Raw genomic sequence first — 23,667 nt, 5'->3', positions numbered from 1 at the left:
AACGCACATTGTTAAAAAGATAATTGCTAAATTATAGCAGGATAGCGCCAACTAAGCTCATCTTTGCAGTTAAAATTAGAATTATGTCTTTCGCAGCACTTGGAATATCAAAACCCTTTATCAAAGCACTCGATGAACTGAAAATCATCAATCCATCACCAATACAAGAACAGTCTATTCCATTTTTGTTGAGCAAAGGCACCGATTTTATTGCTCAGGCACCTACAGGAACGGGTAAAACCGCAGCCTATGGTTTGCCATTATTGGAGAAGATAAATGCAGGTTCGCCAAAGGTACAGGCACTGATATTAACGCCTACAAGGGAATTAGGGCAACAGGTAGCCAAGCAACTATTCAAATTCACCAAGTATTCCGACAAGATATTTACTGAGGCCGTTTACGGTGGTGCTAAAATAGAAGCTCAAATAGCTGCGTTAAAACGACCTACTCAAATTATTGTAGCCACGCCCGGGCGTTTAGTAGATCTTCTTCAGAAGGACGCAGTAGACCTTTCTCACGTAAAGTATGTAGTGCTCGATGAAGCAGATGAAATGCTTTCTATGGGCTTTAAAAAAGAGTTAACGCGTATTCTCAAACATACCACCGGCAGAACTAATACGTGGCTGTTTTCAGCCACCATGCCACCGGATATCAAAACCATTATTAAAAATTACTTAGCTCCGGATGCCTTTCGCGTAACTATTGGTGCTGACAGACTGAATAAGAAGATCACCCATCAGTATACCATCACCATGGCGGAAGACAAACTCGACACGCTGGTGAAATTTCTAAAAGACATGGGAGAGGAACGAGGCATGATCTTTTGCCGAACAAAAGTAGCAGCACGTACACTCGCGAAGCAACTAAAAGCTAAAAACCTGTCTACAGATGCTATCCATGGCGACTTACTGCAAAAGGAGCGTGATAAAATTATGCGTGCCTTTAAAAATGAAAGTCTGCAGTTCTTAATTGCTACCGATATAGCGGCCAGGGGCATAGATGTAAAGGATCTGGCATTTGCCGCCCATTACGAATTGCCCGATCAGGTGGAGTATTACATACACCGAAGTGGCAGAACAGCACGAGCCGGAAATAAAGGCTTATCCTTAATTTTTATTACCAAAGATGAGTTGAAGCACGTGAATGAATTGCAGGAAAAATTACAGGTGGGTATCGATAAGGTAGTGGTGTAACCTAAAATAAAGCCATCCTACACTTGTAAGATGGCTTTATGTGATTAATTATAACTTACTATTAAACAGTGAGTTATGAGTATTAAAATCTTCTATCATTAATATAACGTCTCAGTTCTTCTTTATCGCTTCTGAACACGATTTTATCTACTAATCTGTAGTAGTTGTGCTGATCAATGGCATTATCATACAAGGCCTTGGCCGCAGATAACTTACCACCGCTGAAGTGAAATGCATCCATAATTTGGCCAATCTGGTTGACTGTAAAGCAATAGTTCGGGGCGATAAGATGTAGTGCTGATAGTTTATCATTGGCAAAACTCTCGTTTCTGATCGTGCGCAAAATATGCGCGAAATCATCGGGTGTAGGCTCGCAAATGATCACCGGATCCTGAATAATGACGGGCGGAGGAGTTACAATAGGGGCTATCAGCTGATTATGCACAATGTCGTGCAGCCTAAAAGCCATTGAAAATGAATTAAAGGCATCATACACCATATAGAAATTGTGGGGATCAGCAACACCTGAAAAAGCCGCTTTACCAATGGTTATTCTAGAATGGTCTGTCTGTACATGAAATAACAAACTCTGAATTTGAGCACTGTTAAAACAATAGTTGTTCACCAGGTTCAGCACTTCATTCATTCTAAACTGTTCTGAGCGGGACGGCTTTAATGAATTACGTAGTTGGTTGAATTGGTGCTCAGGCAGTGGCTGAATACAATGGTTAGCTGTAGTAATTGTGGCGATGCTACAGATAAGTAATAGTGAAAGTATAACGTGTCTCATGGCTGTAGTATTTAAAATGATCTAGTCAGTGAAATACAATAGGTGTGCCAGAGAGGGTTTAAGGTTTGTAATAAAATGTCACAGAGTAATGTGCGGGATAGATGTTGATTATTTCTATTTAACATAATATAAATTATATAACAATCATATATAATATAAGCCTCAAGGGCATATGCTGGATTTGTATCACATTATTAGAAATGTTGACTGAGTCATTAGAAATGTTGAACAACCAGTTCATGGTAAATATTCATAGGAAATCTTTTCAACAGATAAACTCGTACAATTTCATCCTATGTTATTTCGAAAATCACTACCCGCAGTTAATATTTTATAATCTATGTTCACTTCATTTAATTTATCACCGTGTGACCTAGCCGATATGGAGTTTATTTTTATTGCGCAATAATGACCATTGATATTTCTAAAAATCGCGATCCCTGAATTATTAATTGTTCGACTTCTAGATGAAGAATCATAGATAGATGCGTCAACAATTTGACTAATTTGAGTACAGTCTAATACTTCTGAAATGCAATCAATGTTAGCATTATCATTATATATATGAATTGACCTATTTGAAGCATTACTAAATTTTAAATCAAACATATATTCTTGATAGCCAACCGTGTATGTGCCGTTATTATTCGTATAATCAAATATTATTTGTCCCTCAAGTTTTGGGTTTGCTTTGTATTGTTCAATAAATGCTTTATTATCAGCTTCAATTTCTAATCTATATTTTTCATCATAATATTCTATATCAATTTTAGCATCTTTCAATTTCCTAACTCCTGCTAGATAAATTTTTGGATTTGGATCGAGCATACCAATGTATATTTTTGAAATTCCTTTTTCAATTATCCAGTCTGCACAAGGTTTATGAGTCTTTCGTGAAGTGCACGGCTCAAGTGTTGTAAAAAGAATTGCACCAGAAACATCAATATCTTTTAATTCTTTTTCAAACAACGTATATTCTGCGTGATCTCCATCATTATGTTGACCTCGATGTGCTACACCTAATAATGCCCCTTCTTTGACAATTGCAGCCGAAACTCTAGGGCTAATTTTACCCTGTTCGGATTTACATTTTTTCTCTTCCTCAATTGTTAGTCTAAAAACATCTTCTTTTACCATGATCATAAGTTTTGTTCATTTTGCAAATACTTCTTAAGGTTTATTAAAGCAAAATCTAGTGTTCAACAATTGCCTCCATGAATTCGGAAATACATATGTTCTAAAATGCCGATTTGCTAGATATTCTATGTGTTGAAACCCCTTATTATTATGTAGAAACTTAGTTTCATCGAAGAAAATATTACGCTCCTCTACCATTTCCATTTCATATTCAATAGGATTTTTTGGCAGTTTAATAGAACTCCGTGTCGATCCTGTTTCTCTCATGGCATTGCTATTGAATAAATTTTCTTCTGTATTTTCTTCAGGATGCCAATGTTGTAAATCTATATTCGGTAAACTTTGTTCAATTAGCTCGATTAGGTTTTTATATAGATTATCTTCTTTAAGCATGATGCACCAATCAGCGAGGCATGTTATCAATATTGAAGAAGAAATTTCTTCCTTATACCCCCCTACTTCAATTTGAATTAATTTTTCATAGTCTGTTATAAACAAAGGGATGAATTCTTTGAGTAAGTAATTGTCTCTTAGATACGAAATTAATTTTTCCAACCATTGGATTGCGATATCGAATCTTTCTGTTTGATAGAAGAGTATCATGGCCAAATTGATTTCTATGCAGTGCTCATCATATTTTGGATAGCAAGAAGCGGGATTATTAAAAATCAATTCACCCAAGCTTTGCGATACTTGCATTGCATTTTTATAACAAGTTTCTGAATAATTTGGGTCACTAGGAAAATGAACCATAGCCTCATAAAGTTCTGACATTCCGATTGTAGCTGAAATTCCAATTTGCTCGTATGTGATTAAACTATATTCTAGTAAATTACCAATACCAAATGACAATCCGTCTTCTGAATAATAGCTTGTTTGTACCTTAGCAAAATAAATTCTATTTATCTGAATCTTGAAAAAATGGTAGCTAATCAATTCCTTAATTGGTTCTTTTTCATTGAATGAATTTCTTTTTTTAAACCAATCCCAGTACAATATTAAAACCCTTTCAGAAGCAATAATTGCTGGTTTTATGTTATTCATTTCCACACAACCCTTTAATAAAATATTTGAAATTAATCTTAGGAGTCTTAAATTTTTAATGAGTTTCCTGTTGTTTTTTAAAGGCAAACATTTTTGAAACAACTTCTCATTTAATTCATAAAAATGTCTTAAATCATAGTCAGGTAGATCCAAAAAAGAAAGAGTTTTTCTAAGCAGCAATCTATGATCTTCTGGAAATAATAATTCTGAAAGTAAATTATCTTCGGTTAATTGAACTAAGTCTCTTATTCCCCAAAACACAAAATTCAACTTATCATTTTTTGTCCCTTGTTCCTTCGTGTAAGAAACCCAATTATCAATAACTCCTTCACTTAACTCTCCATTGCTGGCTACTACAATATTAATTTTACAATTATTGTATTGTTTGCCAAGACGGTTAGGTATGTAAACATCAATAATATCGTTAAGAGATTGTCTAATCGAGTTTTTACCTGAATCCCAATTATTTCTGTCAAAATTTCCTTTTTTAACCGTTATTAGAAATACTTCTTTATTCTGATCTTCTATACTATTTTGAAAGTTCTTTCCGTAAGCCGCAATGTCAACTCCATATTGCCTAGTTCCTTTATTAGGACGTGTAAATATTTTTATTCCCACACTCCAAAGTAGATCAGTTAGCAAGGAATCTAATTCCCCTTCCTCTTTTAGAGATTCAATGTAATCCTTTAAAACCAGCTTCATTTAGGTTTCTTAATTGTTCGATAAAAATACCTTAATCTCGTCTGGCCAATTGGATCTATCAACTCCTTCCTTGGAATTTCAATTTGCGAACTAAAATGGCCCAGACTTCCTTTTTTTGTATACTCCCCTTCGAACTTTGAAAACCATGTTCCCCCTGATTTAAGACTGACATTATTGAATAGATTAAATATTTCATTTTTTGTTTTACTTTCTTCATAAATGTTGGTGTTCACTTTTTGTTGAGCCTTCCAATAAAGATTCATTCTTTGCTCCGAAGGCCTTACTTCCGATAGCTGAGTAATACTTTCATAGTCTTTAAAATAGGTTTCAATATCTTCAAGAAGAGCATTAATAAATTTAAGTTTAATGCCTTTTGTGGATTCCTTTTTATCGATTAAGAATTCTTTTAATGAAGGGTAATCAAGTGCAATTGTGAAGGTAATTTTTCTTAAAAATTCAATAGTATTTTCATCCTTTATATCGAGTTCTATAAATGAATTCAACATGGATTTTAGCTGATTGATATTATGTACAAATGCAAACATTTTGCAAATGATATATTGCAGATCAACTTCGTTCAGGGCTTTTAAATAATCTAGATTGAGATTGACATTTTCGGTGCTTTTTAATAATAATTTCTCTAATGCTAAATGAAACTTAAGTTCTCCTTTATTTAACCAGTCTGTAATAAACCAAGAGTATTGGTCGTAATAATTTTTCCTAATTTCTCTGAAAATACCTTCTAAAAGCATAATGTCTTCTGGCTTAATGCCAGGCATTAAAATCCACTTTTCAATAAATTGAAATACCGTTGATAGCGAATCTTTCATCACTTTCTGAAGAGTTCTTTCAATATTCTGAATAGTTCCTCCAAATTGTGGCTCTACAGAGCACAGGTTCATTAAGACATTCGTAAACCAGATTTTATCATTATTATAATCAACCTTTCTCCAAAGAATATCAGCAATGATAAATTGTGTATGGGGGTTATGGCTATATGACAATTCAAATATTTTCAACTTTGAATCAGAAGTAATTACTAAGAGGTTACCATATGTCTCTGCGAGAACAGGTTCTAATTCCTCTTGTTTTTCTTTATAAATCTTGATTAACGAATCTGTGAGTAGTTTAATTTGACTCTTGTTTTCAATGGGATGTAGTTTCATTAACGAAGCTCCAAGAATAGCGCTTTTTCTAACTTCAATATCATCATTCTCAATTAGGCTCATTGTTTTGATAAATATTTGTTCAATTCCGACTGATTTCGCTAGACCACTCAAAGTCTTTGCAATAAACATTTTTAACTCACTCGGCTTTGTTGATATTGATTGGAGAAAATTGTTACCCAGTTCAGGGTTAAGTTCTGCCCATTTCTCAACAGCGTTAAATATCATTCCTCCTGTTAAGTCGTTTTTGGTTTTTCCGAGTATAATTGGCAGTAGAATTTCCAATTCACTGATCTTAATATTGAGAAAGGGCAAGGTATCAAGAAAAGGATGGTACATAAACCAAAAATCTCTATCGTTTTTACTAGTAAACCATTCGGCAAAATTTAGATTAAATTTTTCATGGTAAATAAGTACGATCAGTTTTGCATTAGGCTGGAGAATTTTTTCCCATTGATAATATACTTTTTTAAAATTCTTTCTTCCTTCTTCATCTAATACTTTGTTTCGTTTAAAAAAGTCAATTAAATAATGGTATGAAAGAAAAAAATGAAAATGCAGGCTGTCTTTAAAACTAAACTCCCCTTCAGTTACACAGACAAATTTTGAATCAGTTGTAATGCTCGGATCCAATTTTTGAATTGCACTTAATGTTTTTGAATTAGAAGAATGAAGGTTGTATGCACTACTTGCTAGTTTTTCCGATTCTTCATTATTTTCTAAAACGAAGTTTATTAAGCTATGAATGTGGATTTCATTCAGATTATTAGTTTTATTTCTCATTTAATGAATACTTAGATAAGCCTCCTTAATTTGATTCCTCTTTATACCAAGGTACTTTCTAGTATAATCTATTGAGGAATGACCTAACACCTCACCTACAAATATCAAAGCCTGTTCATCTTTACCTTTATTGTCAAATACGCGATAAGCAAAAGTCTTTCTTAGTGTATGGCTTGATGGATTGTCCGTTATTACATTATAATTTTCGAGTACTTTCTTAAATGCTTTATTGAATGCTCTAGTTGAGATCGGCTTCCCAGGATGTTTAGGACTTTCCAATATGAAATCATGAACATTGTTGGGATCAATGATTTTGTAATTAGCCGAAATCAGTTTCAATAACTTCTCATTGAAATAGATCTTTCGATTCTTCTCAGTCTTAAATTCATATACGTCCTTTTCAGATTTACCCAGGAAATCAAACCAAGTGAAATGCAAAAGCTCCTTTGCTCGTGGACCAAGATAACCACCTATGGCTATTGCCGTTTGATACCGGGCCAAGGTAACTTTCCTCTCCCCTTCCGCCTCGTGTATAGCCACACTCAATTCCTTCAAGAGTTTCTGAAATTCTCTATCCCAATCTAACGGACTACAGGCTGTTTGACCAACGCTCATTTTGGCAAGTTTGAAGTAAATAATGGTTCCACATTTTAAATATACAGTTAAAAAGTGGTACTTGATATATTTCTCTCCTATTTGAAAGGAAGGAAAAACAAGGTTTGATGAGAGTGGAGAAAGAAATATGAAAAAAGGAAAGTGGTTCCACCTTAGCATAAAGTGGAACTATAGTGGACTAATTTCTTAAATACTCACTAACTCTCATATTAACTGCCATTACACTATCAAACGATCCTTGAAAGCTGTCATCAAGTATAGGGTTTACTATTATCCTACCTCCCTCTTGAATTCTAAATTCTTGTGTTCTATTAACTAAAATTTGCAGATTGGAAATATACCACATGAATAAGTCTTGTAGTACTAACCTTCTATGATTATCAGCAATATCAGCACTTAACATAGTATTGGCCAAATTTTGATATTGGTTAATTATTGATAAAAAATAGTTTAACTGAAATTCATTAGTTCTTACCTTACCATGAATATCAGTACCAGCATTATCCGTAAAGCTTATAAAACTTGACTTAAGCTCTTTTATAACGTCAAGGAGAAACTCTACATATTGAAATCTATCTTGGGATTCAATACTTTCTTGTTGTTTTCGAAAAGTATAATAAATCAAAAATGCACCAATTAGTCCTACAAAAGGGGCTGTAATTCCGCCAATTGCAGATCCTATTGTTGCAGACTCACTACCTAATGGGAAAAATTTAAGTTTGGTCAAAAGAACAATTGGTATAAATGTGAGTATTACACCAGCAGATATTGGAAATATATATTTTAAAAAGAATTTTTTCATGAAATTGAAATTAATATACTATGTATCCAATGTAGTAATAAACAAGCAACATCATGCTTTTGTCATGGGTAAAAATACCTATGGATAAATCACATATCTCTTCTTTGGACAAAAGTGGAACTATCAATGCATGAACTTGAAAGATCATATTTGCTATTTTTTCTAACTTAATATTTAATATGGGAACTTGATCACTTTTTAGTTGTTATCATTTTAATAGATAAGTCTAATTTATTTCATGCCAAAACAAAGAAAATATACTAAAGCAATCGGTACGTTTAAATGGGCTACAAATGTTACTGAATATGATGTCGAAGGACTTCCAAACCCTGAAAAAGGTATAAAGGCACTTGATCCTGGCTTTGAAACTATATGGAATTATGAATTTTTAATGCCCTTAGTTGAAAAAGCAAGAAAGAAATTCTTCAAGAAAGTCACCAATAAATTGCCTCAGAATGATTTGATTAAAATAAATGATGGAATCAGGGATTATGTTAAAAGTTCAACTAAAACATCGAAAAGCTTAGATATATTAAAAGCCAGTATTCTGAGAGCACATGATGAAGATTTACTTACGAGAAATTATGATTTTGCAGATTCTGAGGTTAAACAAATAATCAAGCCGAACTACTTTGAGAACGTTGGGCCATTGCTGTCAATTGATAAGAGTCTTTTAATAAACCCTGATTCCATCTTAAAATATCAGAAACTTGCCATTAAATACACAAAAAAGGTTCTCTACCGATTTATAAAGGCGGATCACACAATTTTCAATGATATTGATGATATGATTGTCTATAGAGGCCAAGGAAATGTGAAGTATTATAAAAATGACATTTCAAAAAATTTTGCAGATACCATATCAATATATACCGGTATAGGTATGGAAGGATTTCCCTATTTTGAAAGACAGATCATCAATTCATTCTCAATAAACAGTCGTGTTGCAGAAGCTTTCATGGTGAGGGATAAAAATAATAGGCGAGCTTTTATTAAAGCACGATTTATTGATGTGATGGACAATCTTTTTTCTTCTTTTATTGTCAGCGATCTGTTTGAGGAAGGACAATATGAATTGTTGTTAATTCCAGGTAAAGAGCAACTATTTATTCAAGAAGTCATTAATGATGAACGATCAGCAGAATTTCGTGTCAGCGCCCAAATCGATCTTAAGGTTAGATACTAAGATTCATTCTTTGCACAATTCGCCAACCAAAGAATCACTTAAAATAGTGGTCTCATAAATAATTAAATTGATAAATTTAACTTGGGGCTACGAGTACCACCGTACCAACTTGGACAAAAGTGGAACTCTAGAGTCATTTACCAATTACTAAGTTTAGCTCTTAATGTTTCTTCAGTGAGTAAACCTGATCGGATAACACTTTTTTCCTCAAACCCATAATTGATAAATGTGTTTTTATAAATCTTGTAAATATTTTCTGGCATCCTCGGATCAAGTAATAACCGGTCGAATAATTCATAAGGATCTATGTTCAATTCAAATATGTCGCTATTGACATGTTCAAATTTTTCATCATTATATATTAAACGTATTTCATTCTCATGAGAATATTGATTGAGCTTTATGAAAAGTGAATATATATGGCCGTAGGGAAGTTTTTCCATATAGATATTTTCCACATAAGGTAGATTTTCACCAATCCATTTTTTAACTAACCTTATTGGTTTATAATCAACTTTACCTATAAACCATGTATTACTATTGGACGTTATTGTCTGATCTAATAGTTTAATTAATTTACCAAGTGTTGTTCTAACTCTTACCCCATTATGTAAAGGAGCATATTCGTTCCAAAGGGCATAAGACTCATAGCTCATTGTCCAACATTGAGAAAAGAACTTAGTCCATTTATTACCTGAATGTCCTTTTTGGCCAGCTATGTTAAACGAGGCATCGAAAATGATAGATTCCATTGGATCCTTCCAGAGTTTTGGTCTCACCAATGTCAAAGACTTTTTTTCAAGCATCTCTAGAAATCGATCCATAGGATAAATACGATAAATGTGTTGGTCTAAATCTTTTTCCTCAATTCTTATTTGTCTCATATTCTTGTTTAACTCATTATGAACTATTTAAAATTACAATAAGTTGAGAGATATGGCTTATATATATTATGATGAATCAAAGCATGATCAAGCTGGGTTTTATTTGGGTGCTTTTGTCTATTCAAAATATGATCTTAATAAGGAGATATCAAATATCTTAAAAGAGACGGGGCTAGATCCAAATGAAATTGAATTCAAAAGTAGATTGGCAAATTCAAATCCTGAATTGAAAATTGTCAGAGAAAAACTTAGAAGACTCTTCTCAAAAGTAAAAGTCTTTATTGTTGTCTCTAATAATATCCCCAAAGAATTTGCTGAAGCAACAGAGTTGGGCTTGAAACAATTATTAGAGTACAATAAAGAAGAAATTGAAGACAATGTGGAGATATTTTTAGATGAAGGTATTTTCAGAAAAGAACATAGGTTTGAGGGTGTAAAACAAACCATAAATATTGAACAAGATTCAATGAAAATAAAGGGCATCCAACTAGCAGATTTAGTAGCTAGTGTATCTTCTACAATGCTTAAAGAACAATTAGGTTTAATAAATAAAAAAGTAAAAGCTGGACCAAAATCTGGATATGATCCTGAGATGGAAATTGAGATAGGTTTTGAATTATGGGCTGGTTTAAGATTTAGATTTTTTGGATATCCTCCCCCTAACCCAGATAAATGGGAGTCTCAACTTGATTTTGTATCCGTTGTTGGTAAAAAAGGACTATTTATCTCGGATAATTGTGACCCTAAGATTAAACAAGCTGCTTACGATCGATTTGGTGAAATGTATTTAGGTTGTATACACTAAACACAGTTCCACCTTCATCAAAAGTGGAACTTGTTTTTCAAGCACAATTAACATTATACTCATATCTTCGCATCCATTTTTTATTCGAGAACTCGCAAATCACTTCAAAAGAATTTCTAAAATCCCCTATATAACGGGAGTAGTTCATAAATCTTCTACCCTAATTTGGATTAATATATTTACCAGTAATTTATGAGGATATTTTTCACATTCATTTTATTAATTATTTGCTTCAAAGCACATGCTCAAGATCTTATAAATGGAAGAAGGTCAAGTCCATTTACATATATCTATCAAATAACCAATGAAGAAGCTGAAGCCATTCACAAAAAGTCAATATCAGTTGTTGGTGATATTTTTTTTCATTCCCTGGTTGATTCAGTTCATACTGACAGTGTTAAAAATAAAGCACGTGAAGTAGGACATTATCTGTATGTTGTTGCCTTAGGTAACCAATTAAATATTGACTACAGGTCAGTTGATAATTTGGAAATAAGAATCATAAATAATGAGCAAGATTTTCAAGTGGTTTTGCTTGATGAATTCGGTGAAAATATTGACAATGCTTCTTTACATGTAGATAATAAAAATATTAAGTACAATCAGAGTAGAAATACTTACTATCAACATAAAAGTAATTTAGATGGGCTATTAAAAGCTAATTATAATGGACATACTACATTCTTACCAATTGGTAGATCAAGAAACAATAAACTAGCTGCAAGAATCTATCGGAAAATCAAATATAAAAGTCCAATAAAGTATTTGTGGAAGCCATTTGTTGATATTTATAGGTCTGTTAGATGGGGATATCCAACCGGATTTATTGGCACAATAGTGAGTTGGTTTAATTCAGATAATTCTGAGCAAAAGTATGGTGGTTATATTGCTTTGAATAAGCCTAAGTATAAACCAGGAGATACCGTCAAATTTAAAGCTTACATTATCAAAAAAAACTACAACGGTTTTAATAAACCTTTAACTCTTACAGTAGGTAATTATGCTAATAAATTTAAAAATCTTGGCAAGATTAAGCCAACTCGTAGGGGCGTATATATTCATGAATTTGTTCTTCATGATACATTAGACTTTGATCTAGATAGGTATCAATATATCAATCTTGAAAAAAAGAAATATCATACCGTAATTTCAGAAGGATTCGATTATGAGGACTACGAATTGAATACAGCTTATTTCAATTTAAAAAGTAAACATAAAAGTCATTTTAGTAGTGAGCCGTTAGAGCTTATTCTAACTGCCAAGGATGATAATGATTTGAATTTACCTGATGCGAGAGTTGAATTAATTATAACTTTTAACAGATTGAATTCATTCGAGCAAAATCAAGTTTTTGTTAACGATACGCTATTCACGCATAAGTTCAAATTAGATCCTTTAGGAGACACTTATTTTACTTTGCCAGACTCCATTTTTCCAGCCGCAAATATTGGATACAAGGTTAATGCTAAATTTTTTACAAGCGACAATGAATGGTCGATCAAAGAGTTGGACTTGGAATATAAGAGCAAATCATCCGAAGTGAAGTTTGAGTTGAAAAATGATTCCATAAATTTCAAATACATAAAGGATAACCAAAGCTATAGTCAAAATGCTAAACTCATTGTAAGGTCTGGGGCTAATGATATACTAACCAAATCGATCATATTACCTTATTCTGAAAAGATATTGCCGATTGCATCGTCCTATCATATTGAAACTAGTGAAGGCATCTACTCATTTCCAATTTATAATGAGGATGATGGTGTGCATATTAACTGGAATAGGACAAATGATTCGTTATTTATTAAATTGAACAATGAAAGGAGTCTTCCATTTTGGTATACAATATTTGCTGGTAAAAAAGAGGTATTAAGTGGTTTATTGGAAGATAAATCTAAAGAACTTAGAATCTCAACTACTACCAAAAAACCTTACTTTATTTCATACCAATACCTTTGGGGTGGTAATGTTGAGGAGAATCAAATGGAGGCTCCCTATTACGATAAGAATTTGAACATCTTAAGCAATGAGCCACTTGTTATTAACCCAGGTTCAAGTGTTTCAATAGATATACTAGTAAAAGACCAGAATGGAGAACCGGTACCTAATATTGATTTAACAGCATATTCTTACAAAAAGAGCATGAATAAACATGGCTCAACGCCTGAAGTACCCTACATGGGGAAAATCTATTCTGGTAGAAGTATGTTTAACTCCTTTAGAGAAACTTTTGGGAATAGGCTTTCGGAAAATAGATATTTGGATTACTCTAATCTATATAAAGAGTTAGGACTTGATAGCATTGCCTACTATCACTTTCTCTATCCAGATAGTATCTATACTTATTCATTTCCAATAACAACAGGAACTACAGAGTTTGCCCCTTTTGTAGTCGATGAGAAAGGAAATATTCAAAAAATATATATCATTTATGTAGACGAGTATCCTGTTTATTTTAGTTCTGCTTTAAATGCAAACTATTCATTTCACATCTCTCCAAACGTTGAACATGATATCAAATTGAGGTTAGCTGATAAAGAGATATCCTTTGGCAATATCTCATTTAAGGAGGGGTTTAAGACCATATTTAGTCTTATGGACAAGGATTCACCAACAGTTAAAATTGAATCAAAAGAAAGGCGATTAAGTCAGAATGAACAAAATACTTTGGCTAATTACTTCATCTTAATTAATGATAACTTCAAAAACCAATTTGCATATTTAAAGCAATATGAAAGGGTTGAATTAATTTCTAAAAACCAACCTTCTTATTATCGTAGAAACAATCCACTACTGTCAGGCCCTTGGAGAAGTGATAGTGCCAAATTAACTGTATTAAATGATTTCAGCTCAGGCTTTATCGTTGAGCCAGGTAATGAATATCTTTTCTCAAATGACTTAATTAAACTTAAAGAAATTAGATCTAATTATTTTGATAGATGGCTAAATCAGATTCATTGGAACTATCGAAATTTTGAAGAATTGGCTCTTTCAGAGGCTGATATAAAATCTTCATGGCAGGAATATTTAATTGAGTCTGAAAGAAAAAGTGATAAATATGAAACTCCACAAGAAACTCAAAATGGACATGGCAGATTAAATATTCAGTTATCAGATTCTGTTAGATTTCTCTCTTTATTTACTGATCGAGTAATATTAAAGGGTGTAACAGATCCTAACCAATTACGGGTCTATAATCCATCTGTGAAAAATATCGAAGATCTACCCCCTGGCTCCTATTCTCTATTATACCTTTTGGAAGACGATAAGTATTTTGAACAAGAAGTTCATGAGATTAAGGAAAATGGTACATTGTTTATAAATATTAGCGATGCAAATATACTTCCTTTCGATTCGATGATTGACTCCATTTCATCCATTCTAAAAAAGAATGTTGGTCAAACAAATTATATAAAAGGCGAATTAGATAAGAATATTAGAGTTATAAAAGAGCTTGTAAATAATCAACCAAACAGGTATAGTTCATTCGATAATAAGTTATCGGGAAGAATCACTTCAATGGAGGATGGCAGTGGGCTTCCAGGGGTAAATGTAGTAGTTAAAGGCACAAGAATTGGTACTGTTACTGATATAGATGGGTACTATACACTTTATGCACCAAAAGGAAGTGAGTTAGTATTTAGTTTTATAGGGTTAGCTACCGAGGAAATAGAAGTCGGTAATAGAAGATTTATTGACGTTCAAATGTCACCGGATGTTCAGCAATTATCCGAGGTAGTTGTTACAGCTGTGGGTGTTAGAAGAGAGTCTAAGGCTCTAGGTTATAGTGTAACTGCCTTACAAGGCAAAGCTCCTGGAGTAGCTGCGGGTGCGTCTGATAATATTATAATACGTGGAAACACCTCCATTGTAGGAAACTCAAAGGCTTTAATTATTATCGATGGAGTGCCTTACTCTGGTAAGCAATCCGATTTAGACCCAAATTCAATTCAATCAATTGAGACACTATCCTCAGAAGATGGCGTTGCATTATATGGTTCAAGAGCGTCCAATGGTGTGATTTTAATAAAGACAAAAGCTCCAGGATCTAAAGGAATTAATGCACCAGAGCAGGATATTAATGCAACTTCGGTCAGTCAAGCCAATTCAATTCGGTCAAATTTTTCAGATTATGCCTATTGGAAACCAGATTTATTAACTGATCAGGACGGTAAAGCCACATTCGAAGTAACTTATCCAGATGATATCACAAATTGGAAAACCATTATTCTCGGTATGGGAAACAAAAGGTTTTCAGGTAAATATGAAGGTTCAGTCAAATCAGTCAAATCGGTTTCAACTCTTTTAAGCCTTCCTGATTTTATCGTAGAAGGTGATACAACCATGGCCATCGGTAAGATCACTAACTATACAATGGATACCTTAGGAGTCAATTATGACTTTTTAGTGAATGGATCAAATGTTAAAACTCATACATCTAAACTTCAAAGATCTTTGATCGATTCAATAAGATTAACAAGTGACACCAATGATTCCTTGATGGTTACTTTTAAAATGAAAAGCCTAAATGGGAATTACTTTGATGGTGAGGCACGTGCTATTGAGATAAAGAAAAAAGGATCTGAATTGGCAAAAGGTTATTTCTTTCAAATCAAAAAAGACAGCACCTATCATTTAACTTTTGATAATAACTTAGGTGATGTGAAACTGAAATTTTTAAAAAGCACTTCCGATATAATTCAGGAAGAAGCAGTGTCACTAAGTAGTTATATCTACGATTGTAATGAACAAATGGCCTCTAAGTTGAAGGGATTACTCTATCTAAAGAAAATCACTGAGGCTAATGTACAATCGTTTAAAAAAGAACGAGAAGTAAAAAAGCTAATCAAAAAACTAGAATCAAACCAAAATGAAAGTGGCATGTGGGGTTGGTGGGGTAATTCTCAATCAGAAGACTGGATTACAAAACATGTACTTTCAGCTTTAATTATAGCTAAGCAAAACGGTTATTCCGTGAGTTATAAATCAGAGGCGATCACTTCCAAGATTAAATGGAATCTTGAAGATTATGAGCCAACTGATAAATTATGGGCCCTAAACACACTCTATTTATTAGGTGAAAATATTGACTATGAAAGTCATCTGAATAGGTTCAACATAGATTCCTTAGGCCTCCATGATCAAATTAGTTACTACCAACTAAAGAAAGATTTACAACTTGATTTAAAGTTGGATACGCTTATCAATAGACACAAGGAAACCTATCTTGGAAACATATATTGGGATGATAATAACTCCAAAGTATATAATAATGGATTTGTGAATACCGTCCGAATGATTAAACTTTTATCTAACATCGACACCCTTTCTGATTTAAGAAATGGGGCAATAAATTACTTATTCGAAAAGCGTTCTTTAGGTAAGTGGAAGAATACTTATGAATCAGCGCAAGTAATTGAAACATTATCCAAAATAACTGAATCAATAGTTGGTGAAAACAGCTCACCATCACTAGTAGTTAATGGGAAAAGAGTGGATGATCTAGAAATTGAAAGAACTATCAAAAATGATAGTTTATTAAGTCTAAGTACATCTAGTAACTTGCCGGTGTATATTTCTGCTTATCAAAAAAAATGGATTCAGAACCCTGCAATTAATGATAGGAATATCAAAGTGAGTAGTTACTTTGATGGTAAAGATTATGTTATTAAAAGTGGTGAAGAAGTGTCACTTATTGTAGACCTAAATATTAAAAATGAAGTTGATTTTCTTATGATCGAAGTGCCAATTCCTGCCGGATTTAGCTACTCAAACAAATATTCGAAACACTTTAATGAGACGCATAGAGAGTATTATAAAGAAAAAACCAATATCTACGTAAGAACATTGAAACCTGGTAAACACCAATATGAAATTAAACTTATGCCACGTTATAAAGGAACATACACTATGAATCCTGTTAAGGTAGAATCAATGTATTTCCCAGCGTTTAATGGAAATAATAAAATAGAAAGAGTGATCATAAACTAAATTTCACTTTGATTTTTAAGTCACCAAACTTGATTACTTTGTTTTATTATTCACCAAAATGTCAGTTTACTTGGATTTTTAAGTCACCGTTTCAATCACACGTGCTGCGCTCCTTGATGTACAGTTTGAAGTTCACGACAATTGTTACATAATTAGTCGTTATATTAAATAGCCGCTCGGCCAGCGCGCTATATCATCCGCACGGCTTGCCCTGTCCAAACAGCTATTAATAGTTTTACCCACCCGCTGTCAGGCTGATGCCTGATGAGCCTACGCTTATGCAAGAGATTTCCAGGCAAAGCTCAGCGCTGATAATTTTAATATTCAAGGAATTGTACGGTTTGATTTCAAATACGCGATTCTCAGCGATTAGGAATTTGCCTGTAAAACACTTGCTAGCCAACGCTTTGTTAAAAGCAATAATTGCTAAGTGTATAATGGCTCACAGGTTTGAATGTTTTGAATTGTGTTCGCTTTACGCTCATGCCGCTAGGCAAATACTTTTGGCATCGCCCCAAAAGTATTCAAAAGGTCTAGGCAAAATAATGCTGCAGCCCACAGGCCTACACACACCCCGCTATTTTGCCTTGCAGCCCTCCTAAGTGTTTTTAGGAGATTCTATTTAACATAATGTAATTCTTTAATATAGATTTTAATTAAATAGCCAATCTATAATTCTTCTTAGAATTGATTTCTTTGTTTGATTCCTATTTCGTTTAGCAAAATATTGTTGTCGCCTTAGTTCTTCATTCTTCCAACCTTCTTTAATCTCTTCATCAGTCCATTGCCCAGACCAAAAAATATTACCATTCCTTATCCAATAATGAGATCGACATTGTAATTGCCAATTCCCTATAGATGGTTTTAAAGAAGGTTTACCTTCCTTTTCGAAATAAGTCCATTCGGTTGATCCAAGTGGTGTTATAACCTTATTTCCACAACCACAAGCACATAAATGGCCTGCCACATTATACTCATTAGATAAATATAATATGCCAGGTTCAAGATTTGAAGGCAAAAATTTGACCTTTTTTAGCTGGAGGCTACTGATTGATTCCATGGTTCTTAACACTATCAATATTGAATAACATATGGTAAAAATTACTATTGTCATTATAAAACCCCCGCAATTGTTTAAACTTAATAATAGCCAAACAGGCACTCAGAGCATTCAATTCAGCTATTTGGATATTACTTTTATAAATATCATCAGGTATGTCACTTAATGGAACGTGTTTATTCTTTAGTACTTTCTTTACAGAATCTTCTGAACAGTATGTTGTTCTTACAGAACCTCCAATTGTGTTTTGTGTTCTATCGAGTCCCATTCCAACATCAATGAATGGAATTTTCATTTTGACTAATAGGTCAAATATTTCAGATCTTGAGGCTCCTTTATCAACGCAAACAAAAGCAAATGTAATTCCTTTTAGTTTTGATTCAGACCCTGAAAGGATATAATCAGGTATGACCTTTATCCCCTTTCTGAAATTCCTGTACCTATTTTTATAAATATCTGCTTTTTTCTTGCCTAGTTCCTTTGCGAACAATCTTCCAGGCGAACGATATGAATTATGAACATGATACCAATCGCCATCATAAGCCCTTATTTGTTTTACAGGTGTTTTAACAAGAAAGTCTAACAAATAAGAGCCAGTACCACCAAGTCCAATAATTGCTATTTTATCATTCTTAAAATTGTTAGTAAGGTCTCCTATTTCTGCTCGACTTGTTAATGTATCGCTAAACTTAAATACTGAATCATTCTTCTCCTCAATCACTCTAAAAGTAAGTGGGTTCGCATCATACAAATGAATAGCAGGACCTGAAATTATCGTAACATAATTCTCTATTTTATCATACCAGTTCTTGAATCCATTTGGAGGTTTATTTGAGAATGATCTCTGTACGGAAAGATCATCGGAGCTCAATTCTAATTTTACTACTCCACCGCCCAGATTTTTAATTTTGCTTCCATCTAACTCACAAGGATGATATCCACAAAAGAATATTTGATGATCTTCAATTTTCACCTTGTTTTTATCAACAAAAACTAGTTTAGAAACAATTGCACCCCACTGTAGATCTTTATTATTGTCTAAATAAGGAATGTCTCTAATTACTAGATAATTGTTATCAATAGACAAGGCATATCCCTTGTCTATCAATAACTTTATATCATCATTATGATTGGCCAGTATGCTTAACATAAAATATCATTCCTTGTTTAACATTAACTTTACCTCCTGGAGATAATATACCCTCAGGCTTATTCCCCTGCCCTCTCTCGTAAGTAACCGAATATGTCCTTTCGGGATGTTGAGGGAAATCAGGAAATGCTAGTGTAACTACCTGATCATAACTAATTTCCGATTTTTCTACTTCATGAGGAGTTCCGTTGACAATGATTGTCACATCCTTTTTTACTTTCTTTAAATTTTCCATTTCAACTAATTATTAATTCTACTTAATAATCCTTCAAGCTTTTTAAGATTGATGGAAGGAAACCTCATCAAACCCAGACGAATGGCTGTTCTGGGCTCAATTTTGCAGAAATGGAGATTTATGCATAATTTGGAGCACAGAATAAAGGTGATGTATTGAGATGATAAGTCTCAATGAAGTCGGCAAAACTTTACACCTTATTAGAACCCAATTATCTGCGTCACCAGAGAAATTGGGTTTTTTTATGTTTTATCAGCTGATCATTTATAATTCCTTTAATTCAAATCCATAATCTTTATAACTAATTATTTTTCTTTCTTTTTCATTGGCCTTCCAGGCCTTTTCTTTATGACTTATTTCAATGATATCACTTGTTCCCATGCTTTGGAATTTTGTGGCAACAGTATTTAAAACTTCTAATTCAATTTCACTGAATACTTTTGAATTGAACTTTCTATTCTTATTTGTCTTAAACTGCTCTCCAACGGCACCACTTGGAAATTCAGTAATCCATATGTCAATAAAATTTTTGTTTGCCATGTATTCAAAAATACTGTTGTAATTGTTTGGTACTGGCCCCATATTAATGGCGCGATATCTAGCTCCACTCATTGAAAAGCATGTTTTTTTGAAGGTTAAAAAATCAGCATAAAAAAGAAGTTTATTTAACTGAGTTTTCCATGGCTCCAGCTTTTGGCTAAAATATATAACCATTTCTGTCAATTTATCTAAGCTTGGTTTTTTATAACCTGAAAATTGATCTGAAATATGTTCTCCTAATAGGTAGTCTTGAAATTCAAATGAAAATAAATTTTCTTCTTGGTCTTCTACTAGTAAATCAATTTTTTCAAGAAGTTTCGTTCTATAATCAGATTCAATAGTTTCAGAAAGATCTACTAAATCTCTGAATTTCGCGGGATCACTTGCCAACTGAATCAATCTTGCATTTGCCAAGCTTGGAACTTCTCCGCCTTCATAATTTCTATAGCTGTTGATTCCAAAGCCTAAAATTTCTGACATCTTAGTGGCAGGCAATCCATATTTCTCCCTGATTTCTTTTATTTCATTGGGAAATGGCAAATTGTGTTTCTCTCTATACTGATTGTATAATTGAATCATATTCAATTCATCTAATTCAGTTGTTGTGAATTGCTCTTCACTTTCCTCACATAAATAAAAGTGATAAGCCACAGTAAATGACTCCTTTCTAAATTCAAGCTTTCTCAACTCGAATTTCAGTAACATTTCTTTTCCTGTAATTGGGCTTTTCATTATTGTTGTCCTTTAAATGGATAGTTCATTGGTCTTTCAGCTATATGGAATGAAATACATATTACACCTCCTTCACCAAAACCAATAGAAATTTTAATATATATCTCTTTGTCTTTTATTTCTTTACCAAATACCCACATGTCACTTTTATTATAGAGTGTATCTTCAAGTGGACCTTCAGCATAATCCTCAAATTCTAATTCTAATAGTGTTTTCTCTCTATCAATTGGTCTAATTTCTAAATCGGCCAAAGTTTGAGCATTCTTTCCTCTATCATCTCTAAAATAGACTTTAGTCAATTTCAATTTTTCTTTGAATTCCTTTAAAAATTGCTCAACCTCCGATTTTGTAGCCATTTATTCGACATTACAGTGCAAAATTATAAATTATATACACCTATAACAACTATAAAGTTTAAAATAGTTCCAATAAAATAAAAATAATTCACTTTAAAGTTAAGCACACATTTGCCATTCCCCTCTCACCGTCCCTCCTGTTCCATAAATGCCAAAAGAGTGCTCTTTTACAACCAAGAAATAAGGGAAGTTTTAAAAGGAAAGAAAAGGGCTTTGGCTCAAACTATTTCCGCCAATGGTAGGACAAGAATACTACTCACAACACCAAGCCAATTAACACAACCCACCTTAATCACCCCTCACCATCAAAGCAAATCAGAAGCTTTTAACTTCTTTAAGGCTTTATCCAGAATAGCATGATGATCAAAAGCTAGTTCCGGTAAATCGTTGATATCAAACCATTTAGCTTGTTTGGCATCAGTGGCTGCTTTTAGTGGATGGTCATCGGCACGAACCAATCCAAAATAGGCTACGGATACTGTTCTTTGGCGTGGGTCTCTGTTTGGTTCACCAAACGCGTACACCTGTTCCAAGTCTTTAACTTTAATGCCTGTTTCTTCCTGTAGTTCCCTGCTGGCGGCCTCTTCAAGGGGTTCAGTGTCTTTTACAAAGCCACCTGGTATAGCCCACCTTTTCGCAAAAGGCTCGTACTTTCTTTCTACTAACAATACAGAAATGCCTTGCCCGGAGTGATAACCGAAAATAACGGCATCTACTGTGAGTTTTATGTTTTGCGTTGCCATGTCGCTCAATTTGTAATCAATTCATTAGTTGTATAAAAAATACACAAATAAATGATCAAGACAGAGCCACACACAATTAACTCACCATAGCAACGTCTAAAACAAGCAAGCCGCTCCTATTGCTTCCATGAGTCTATTCGCTTTGCTTCATAGAACATGGTTTTCTCTACAACGGTACCATCTTTATAAATAAAATCTTGTTTCCATTCATAGCTATTGGAAGTAATGTTGTAAAAGGTAATTCGCACCCGGTAGTTGCCGTATTGGTCGTTTTGCTCTTCATCGAAATACAATACAATGTTGTCCCCTTCTTTTGAGCCTGAGGCCGTGGAATAGGACAAATTTCCTGCAACCAGCCACATGAGTTTCAATTTTTTACTTGCAGGATCGTATCCTCTAAACGTTGTGCCGCGTATTTCGCTGCCGTCCTTATTTTTCTTGTAAAATTCATCGGCATAGGTAAGTCCGTTATGTATGAGCGTTACCGATGAGTACGCCTTGCCGTCATCTACATATTTTCTGGTTTGAGGGTCGAGATGGTGCCATGTAAATTCCCAATTTCCCAGTGTAAAGGCTAATGGGCGTAAACCCTCTGACAAGGTTTGTTTTTGTGCGGATGTAGCCGTAGCAACCAACATAAATGCGCACAGCAATAATTGTTTTTGTAGCATAGTTATAATCCTTTAGTAAAGGCCTAAAACTATTGCTTACATCATTTACAGTTGATTTTTAGGATGTTGCATTACTCCCAATTTATTAAGTTGGAGTAACTTATCGTGAGCTGATCTACCGGTTACGTAGTGAGTTCCAATACCAGGCCTTCATTACCACGTACATTAAATACGGTTTCGTTCTCAAAAATGAGGTATTGGCCCTTGATGCCTACGAGTGTATCACGAAACTCGGGGGTTTTGGCCAGGTTCAGGCTCTTTATTTTCACAGGATATTTGTGTACCGGGAAATCCAATAACCATTTGTCTGTATTCTCCGATAAAAAATAGGGTTGTACTTCTTCCGGTATATGTTGGGATAGCTTATCACGAAACTCGAATAGATCTTCTTCTGCCACTTCATTCTTTAGCATCTGTCGCCAGTTGGTTTTATCGGCTACAAACTCCTTTAAGGCTACTTCAGCTACACCGGCTAAATACCTGTTGGGTGCTTCTACAATTTCCAGTGCTGAAGTGGCTCCCTGGTCGATCCATCGTGTGGGCACCTGAGTTTTACGCGTTACACCAACCTTTATGTTGCTGGAAAGTGCCAAATACACAATATGGGGCTGTAATTGCACTTCTTTTTCATAGGCTAGGTCTCTATCCTCAATGTCAAGGTGTGCTTTCGAGAGCTCCGGTCTGATCACCCAATCGGCTGTTTGTGGCAATTCGTAAAAGCAATTATAACAATGTCCCATACGGTAGATCTTTCTGTCCTTACCACAATTAAGGCATTGTTGCCCTGCATAGTTCATTTGCAATGGCCGGCCTAATAGGTCATTCATATGGATGGACTCATCGCCAAGATTCAAATAATAGTTTATAGGCGAACCAAATTCAGTCCGCATTTTGGTTAACACACCTTTGTACATTCTTTCGTTTTTAATGAGAGAAGGTAAAACTATTAAATGTTTGGCTGCCAGCGAATCAAAATAGTTGAATATCTCTTTTTTATTGTCAATTAAAGGTATGCCATTGCCTTTGAAAGGTGTATCTTCTAAATTAACAGTCAAACCTAACCCTCAAACAAAATAGATCAA

Annotated in this window: 19 protein-coding genes; 4 read left to right on the top strand and 15 right to left on the bottom strand. The window is 33.8% G+C overall.

All coding sequences use genetic code 11. The annotated features are described in order from the left end of the window. The first annotated feature begins 83 nt into the window (after nt 1–83). Nucleotides 84–1,193 carry a DEAD/DEAH box helicase gene (locus JR347_RS13020; protein ID WP_205721033.1) on the top strand — a complete coding sequence of 370 codons (1,110 nt, stop codon included), beginning with the start codon at nt 84–86 and terminating at the stop codon, nt 1,191–1,193. A gap of 82 nt (nt 1,194–1,275) precedes the next feature. Here the strand turns inward: JR347_RS13020 and JR347_RS13015 are convergent, their stop codons facing one another. From JR347_RS13015 to JR347_RS12990, 6 genes are all read right to left on the bottom strand, one after another. Continuing rightward, entirely contained in the window at nt 1,276–1,983 is a 708-nt protein-coding gene (locus JR347_RS13015; RefSeq protein ID WP_205721032.1) for a DUF4476 domain-containing protein, read from the bottom strand. Between the two features lie 288 nt (nt 1,984–2,271). Next, the gene (locus tag JR347_RS13010; RefSeq protein ID WP_205721031.1) at nt 2,272–3,120 is read right to left on the bottom strand and encodes a hypothetical protein; all 849 of its coding nucleotides are present in this window, start codon (nt 3,118–3,120) and stop codon (nt 2,272–2,274) included. A gap of 33 nt (nt 3,121–3,153) precedes the next feature. Continuing rightward, nucleotides 3,154–4,866: a hypothetical protein gene (locus JR347_RS13005; protein WP_205721030.1), complete on the bottom strand. Its 1,713-nt coding sequence runs from the start codon at nt 4,864–4,866 to the stop codon at nt 3,154–3,156. Beyond that, entirely contained in the window at nt 4,863–6,815 is a 1,953-nt protein-coding gene (locus tag JR347_RS13000; protein ID WP_205721029.1) for a hypothetical protein, read from the bottom strand. The genes JR347_RS13005 and JR347_RS13000 overlap by 4 nt, the downstream gene beginning before the upstream one ends. Beyond that, nucleotides 6,816–7,589, bottom strand: coding sequence for a tyrosine-type recombinase/integrase (locus tag JR347_RS12995; protein WP_205721028.1), 774 nt, complete (start codon nt 7,587–7,589; stop codon nt 6,816–6,818). A gap of 19 nt (nt 7,590–7,608) precedes the next feature. After that, complete coding sequence (locus JR347_RS12990; protein WP_205721027.1) at nt 7,609–8,232, bottom strand: hypothetical protein; 624 nt, start codon at nt 8,230–8,232, stop codon at nt 7,609–7,611. Nucleotides 8,233–8,470: 238 nt separating this feature from the next. On the opposite strand from JR347_RS12990, the gene JR347_RS12985 reads away from it, so the two are divergent. Beyond that, nucleotides 8,471–9,418: a hypothetical protein gene (locus tag JR347_RS12985; RefSeq protein ID WP_205721026.1), complete on the top strand. Its 948-nt coding sequence runs from the start codon at nt 8,471–8,473 to the stop codon at nt 9,416–9,418. 137 nt (nt 9,419–9,555) lie between these two features. Here the strand turns inward: JR347_RS12985 and JR347_RS12980 are convergent, their stop codons facing one another. Continuing rightward, nucleotides 9,556–10,302 (bottom strand): DUF2971 domain-containing protein, encoded by a 747-nt coding sequence (locus tag JR347_RS12980; RefSeq protein ID WP_205721025.1) that lies wholly within the window; start codon nt 10,300–10,302, stop codon nt 9,556–9,558. 52 nt (nt 10,303–10,354) lie between these two features. Between JR347_RS12980 and JR347_RS12975 the strand changes: the two genes are divergently transcribed. Both JR347_RS12975 and JR347_RS12970 read left to right on the top strand, forming a co-directional pair. Continuing rightward, nucleotides 10,355–11,107, top strand: a complete 753-nt coding sequence (locus JR347_RS12975) for a DUF3800 domain-containing protein (protein ID WP_205721024.1) — start codon at nt 10,355–10,357, stop codon at nt 11,105–11,107. A 192-nt stretch (nt 11,108–11,299) separates the two neighbouring features. Continuing rightward, nucleotides 11,300–17,098: a carboxypeptidase-like regulatory domain-containing protein gene (locus JR347_RS12970; RefSeq protein WP_205721023.1), complete on the top strand. Its 5,799-nt coding sequence runs from the start codon at nt 11,300–11,302 to the stop codon at nt 17,096–17,098. 652 nt (nt 17,099–17,750) lie between these two features. Here the strand turns inward: JR347_RS12970 and JR347_RS12965 are convergent. From JR347_RS12965 to JR347_RS12930, 8 genes are all read right to left on the bottom strand, one after another. Further along, the gene (locus JR347_RS12965) at nt 17,751–18,116 is read right to left on the bottom strand and encodes a DUF6527 family protein (protein WP_205721022.1); all 366 of its coding nucleotides are present in this window, start codon (nt 18,114–18,116) and stop codon (nt 17,751–17,753) included. A gap of 25 nt (nt 18,117–18,141) precedes the next feature. Continuing rightward, nucleotides 18,142–19,308, bottom strand: coding sequence for a ThiF family adenylyltransferase (locus JR347_RS12960; RefSeq protein ID WP_205721021.1), 1,167 nt, complete (start codon nt 19,306–19,308; stop codon nt 18,142–18,144). Next, a complete protein-coding gene (locus JR347_RS12955; RefSeq protein ID WP_205721020.1) occupies nt 19,283–19,543 on the bottom strand; it encodes a multiubiquitin domain-containing protein in 261 nt (86 codons plus the stop codon). The genes JR347_RS12960 and JR347_RS12955 overlap by 26 nt, the downstream gene beginning before the upstream one ends. Before the next feature lie 264 nt (nt 19,544–19,807). Continuing rightward, a complete protein-coding gene (locus JR347_RS12950) occupies nt 19,808–20,815 on the bottom strand; it encodes a type II TA system antitoxin MqsA family protein (RefSeq protein ID WP_205721019.1) in 1,008 nt (335 codons plus the stop codon). Beyond that, complete coding sequence (locus JR347_RS12945) at nt 20,815–21,171, bottom strand: hypothetical protein (RefSeq protein WP_205721018.1); 357 nt, start codon at nt 21,169–21,171, stop codon at nt 20,815–20,817. The genes JR347_RS12950 and JR347_RS12945 overlap by 1 nt, the downstream gene beginning before the upstream one ends. 305 nt (nt 21,172–21,476) lie before the next feature. After that, complete coding sequence (locus JR347_RS12940; protein ID WP_205721017.1) at nt 21,477–21,914, bottom strand: NUDIX domain-containing protein; 438 nt, start codon at nt 21,912–21,914, stop codon at nt 21,477–21,479. Nucleotides 21,915–22,030: 116 nt separating this feature from the next. Further along, a complete protein-coding gene (locus tag JR347_RS12935; RefSeq protein WP_205721016.1) occupies nt 22,031–22,585 on the bottom strand; it encodes a hypothetical protein in 555 nt (184 codons plus the stop codon). A gap of 122 nt (nt 22,586–22,707) precedes the next feature. Further along, entirely contained in the window at nt 22,708–23,640 is a 933-nt protein-coding gene (locus tag JR347_RS12930; protein ID WP_205721015.1) for a DUF2797 domain-containing protein, read from the bottom strand. Nucleotides 23,641–23,667: the final 27 nt, after the last annotated feature.

The sequence above is a fragment of the Fulvivirga lutea genome (assembly GCF_017068455.1).
GTDB classification, from domain to species: domain Bacteria; phylum Bacteroidota; class Bacteroidia; order Cytophagales; family Cyclobacteriaceae; genus Fulvivirga; species Fulvivirga lutea.
This window is presented reverse-complemented; position numbering and strand designations above follow the sequence as displayed.

Bases quoted from the DNA above. Each gene is read 5' to 3' on its own strand.
- JR347_RS12980 (WP_205721025.1), bottom strand. From the start codon at position 10,302: ATGAGACAAATAAGAATTGAGGAAAAAGATTTAGACCAACACATTTAT.
- JR347_RS12940 (WP_205721017.1), bottom strand. From the start codon at position 21,914: ATGGCAACGCAAAACATAAAACTCACAGTAGATGCCGTTATTTTCGGT.
- JR347_RS12935 (WP_205721016.1), bottom strand. From the start codon at position 22,585: ATGCTACAAAAACAATTATTGCTGTGCGCATTTATGTTGGTTGCTACG.
- JR347_RS13000 (WP_205721029.1), bottom strand. From the start codon at position 6,815: ATGAGAAATAAAACTAATAATCTGAATGAAATCCACATTCATAGCTTA.
- JR347_RS12955 (WP_205721020.1), bottom strand. From the start codon at position 19,543: ATGGAAAATTTAAAGAAAGTAAAAAAGGATGTGACAATCATTGTCAAC.
- JR347_RS12970 (WP_205721023.1), top strand. From the start codon at position 11,300: ATGAGGATATTTTTCACATTCATTTTATTAATTATTTGCTTCAAAGCA.
- JR347_RS13005 (WP_205721030.1), bottom strand. From the start codon at position 4,866: ATGAAGCTGGTTTTAAAGGATTACATTGAATCTCTAAAAGAGGAAGGG.
- JR347_RS13015 (WP_205721032.1), bottom strand. From the start codon at position 1,983: ATGAGACACGTTATACTTTCACTATTACTTATCTGTAGCATCGCCACA.
- JR347_RS12960 (WP_205721021.1), bottom strand. From the start codon at position 19,308: ATGTTAAGCATACTGGCCAATCATAATGATGATATAAAGTTATTGATA.
- JR347_RS12975 (WP_205721024.1), top strand. From the start codon at position 10,355: ATGGCTTATATATATTATGATGAATCAAAGCATGATCAAGCTGGGTTT.
- JR347_RS12945 (WP_205721018.1), bottom strand. From the start codon at position 21,171: ATGGCTACAAAATCGGAGGTTGAGCAATTTTTAAAGGAATTCAAAGAA.
- JR347_RS12995 (WP_205721028.1), bottom strand. From the start codon at position 7,589: ATGCTAAGGTGGAACCACTTTCCTTTTTTCATATTTCTTTCTCCACTC.
- JR347_RS13020 (WP_205721033.1), top strand. From the start codon at position 84: ATGTCTTTCGCAGCACTTGGAATATCAAAACCCTTTATCAAAGCACTC.
- JR347_RS13010 (WP_205721031.1), bottom strand. From the start codon at position 3,120: ATGGTAAAAGAAGATGTTTTTAGACTAACAATTGAGGAAGAGAAAAAA.
- JR347_RS12985 (WP_205721026.1), top strand. From the start codon at position 8,471: ATGCCAAAACAAAGAAAATATACTAAAGCAATCGGTACGTTTAAATGG.
- JR347_RS12990 (WP_205721027.1), bottom strand. From the start codon at position 8,232: ATGAAAAAATTCTTTTTAAAATATATATTTCCAATATCTGCTGGTGTA.
- JR347_RS12950 (WP_205721019.1), bottom strand. From the start codon at position 20,815: ATGAAAAGCCCAATTACAGGAAAAGAAATGTTACTGAAATTCGAGTTG.